This is a genomic window from Candidatus Eisenbacteria bacterium (assembly GCA_005893275.1).
In the GTDB taxonomy this organism is placed as follows: domain Bacteria; phylum Eisenbacteria; class RBG-16-71-46; order SZUA-252; family SZUA-252; genus WS-7.
On record VBOW01000010.1, the window covers coordinates 1 to 2,765 of the forward strand.

The 2,765-nt window shown below is 66.6% G+C and carries 2 protein-coding genes; one reads left to right on the forward strand and one right to left on the reverse strand.

The genetic code is table 11. The features are described from left to right. Window positions 1–238 precede the first annotated feature (238 nt). On the forward strand, window positions 239–1,132 hold the full coding sequence (locus E6K76_00695; protein ID TMQ60784.1) for a 2-dehydropantoate 2-reductase: 894 nt from the start codon (window positions 239–241) through the stop codon (window positions 1,130–1,132). Window positions 1,133–1,186: 54 nt separating this feature from the next. Here the strand turns inward: E6K76_00695 and E6K76_00700 are convergent, their stop codons facing one another. Continuing rightward, window positions 1,187–2,755 (reverse strand): PKD domain-containing protein, encoded by a 1,569-nt coding sequence (locus E6K76_00700; protein ID TMQ60785.1) that lies wholly within the window; start codon window positions 2,753–2,755, stop codon window positions 1,187–1,189. Between the last annotated feature and the right edge of the window lie 10 nt (window positions 2,756–2,765).

The following is a 2,765-nucleotide window of genomic DNA, read 5'->3' on the forward strand; positions in this document are numbered from 1 at the left end:
CATCCGCGTAATCGGAGCGAAGGGATCGGACGCCGGGGTCCAGCCGAACCAGCGTATTGCCGTAGTCGAAAATGACTCCGCGGAGATCGCTCAATTCTTGTCTTGATTCGAGGAGGAGCCGGGGTCGGTTGAGGGTTGCGACACGGGAAGCGTACACTCCCCCTCCGGAACCTGTCAAGGCGCGCCCGGTCGTGGTCGTGCCTCAGGGAGACGTTTCCCCGGTCGCGGAGGCAGTCCAGTGGCGGATCCGATCGGAATCGTGGGCGGCGGGGCGCTGGGAACGCTACTCGCGTCGCGATTCCTCGCGGTAAAAGCCGACGTGCGGGTCGCGGTCCGATCCCGGTCGCGACTCGATGACTTGATGCGGGATTATCCGGCCCTTCGTGCGGGCGTCGGCTTCGAGGTCCTTCGCGGAAGCCGTCTCGTGCTCCTGAGCGTGAAAGCCTACGACGTGGCCGAGGTCGCCGGATCACTCGCCCCTCTGGATCTGCGCGAGGCCCCGATCTGCTCATTTCAAAACGGGTGGGGCCACATGGAAGTCCTTGAGGCGGCTCTGCCCCGCCTTCCCCTTCTCGCGGGCGCGACATCGTTGGGAGCCTACCTGGATGGGCGCGGCGCGCTCCGCGCCGCCGAGGACGGTGCGACCCTGGTCGCGCCGTGGCGCCCGGAGGATCTCGCGCCGGCCGAGCGCGCGGCGGAGACCCTGCGCGGAGCCGGACTCAAGGCGGATGCCCGCCCCGATGCGCGGGCGGTGCTGTGGCGCAAGCTCGTCTTGAACTCGGCCGTGAACCCGCTCACGGCGCTGGCCCGCTGCACCAACGGGACGATCCTGCTCGAGCCCACCCTTTTCGGGGTCGCGAAGCACGCCGCGGGTGAAGCCGCGCGAGTGGGATGGAAGCTTGGGATCCTAGAGAAGGGCTTCGATTACGAGGCGGCGCTCCACTCAATCCTTCACGAAACGGCCGGGAACCGCTCTTCGATGCTGGAAGATCTCGACCGCGGCCGCCGTACTGAGGTCGAGGAGATCACGGGGGCGGTGGTGCGGCTCGCGAAAGAGGCGGGCGAGCCCGCGCCTACGCAGGAGGCGCTGCTCACGCTGATCCGTGCGGCGGAAAACCGCCTCCAAAATTGAGCGGGGCGGCCGCTGGGGCCGCCCCGCTTCGTTCCGCGCTCGACGCCGGGCCGCTTACTTCACGACCACGAGCTGATTCCTCGCGACGCCGTCGGGAGTCTGGAGGATGTAGAAGTACACGCCCGAGGACACCCGCGATCCGATGTTCGACGTGCCGTTCCAGGGCACGCCGTGAGATCCGCTCGACATGACTTGGTCCGCGAGCGTGCTCACGAGACGGCCCGAGATGTCGAAGATCTGGAGCTTGACGCTGCCCGGCCGGCTCAGCTCGAAGCTGATCATCGTTTGTGGGTTGAACGGATTCGGCATGGCGTTCGCATCGGCATGCGCCAGCGCTCCCGAACCGGTCTTCACGACGTCGACCGAAACCGTGCCCTCGAAGGCACCGCCGCCCTTCAGGCTACCCGCGATGGTGACCTCCACGGTGGTACGTCCGCCCGGGAGGCTCGCGAAGAGCGTTCGGAGGCTCTCCTTCGAGAAGCAGGCCCTGAACGCCGGGGCACCCCCTTGGTCGTCGTCATCGTCATCTCCGTCGCCCTCTCCGTTTTCGTCGCACTTTTTCGATCGGACTCCGTCACCGTGTGCGCCTCCGGCCTTGCCTCTGCGGCCGTCAGAGAAGATTCTCGTCGTAGTCACAGGGGAAATCCGGACCCCGGAGAACTCCGCCACGATCGAGGAAGGAATGATGTCGGTGATCTTGAAGGACGATTCCACAGGCCTGATCTGGACGCACCAGAGCTGGCTCGAGGCGAGACGGATCACCCGGTTCTTTCTGCTGACCGATATGTTCGCCTGAAACGCCCCCGTTTCCGAGATCGTGGCCGTCGCGGTATCGGTGCCGTTCAGCGCCGGCGATCCGTTGTCGGTCACGGTCAGCGTCACGGTGAACGTGCCTGCCGAAGCGTACGCGTGCGTCGGAGTCGCCCCGGTTGCATCGCTCGCGATCCCGTCGGAAGCGTCGAAGTCCCATGAATAGGTCAGGGCATCTCCGTCCGGATCGGAAGAGCCGGTCCCGTCGAAGCTGACCGGCGCGTTGATCACGCCGGTGTACGGCCCGTTTGCGTCGGCCGTCGGACGCCGGTTCACGTTGTTCACCGTGATCGTGAACGACTTCTCGTCGCTCAACGCCCCGTCGCTCGCCCGAACCGTAGCCGCCGCGGTCCCCGAATCCGAGAACCCGGGTGCTAAGGCGATGCTTCCCGTCGTGACGTTCGTCGTCGTGACCGTCATGTACCCCGGCCCCGCGGCCTTCGTGAACGTCAAGGCGTCCCCGTCCGGATCGCTCCCCGTGATCACCTGATCGGCCGTCGCCCCCTCGTCCACCGTCATGCTCGCAATCGCATTGAGCGTCGGAGCGCGGTTCCCCGGCGCCGCCGTATTCACCGTGATCGAGAAGCTCTTCGTATCGCTCAGCGATCCATCCGAAGCGGAGGCGGACGCCGAATAGGGCGAGCCCGCCGCGTCACCGGTGCCCGGCGCGACGTGGACGCTCCCCGTCGTGGCGTTCGTCGTCGTCACCGTCATGAACGCCGGCCCCGTCGCCTTCGTGAACGTCAAGGCATCGCCGTCGGGATCGCTCCCCGCGATGATCTGGTCCGCCGTACCCCCCTCGGTCACCGTCATGTTCGCAATC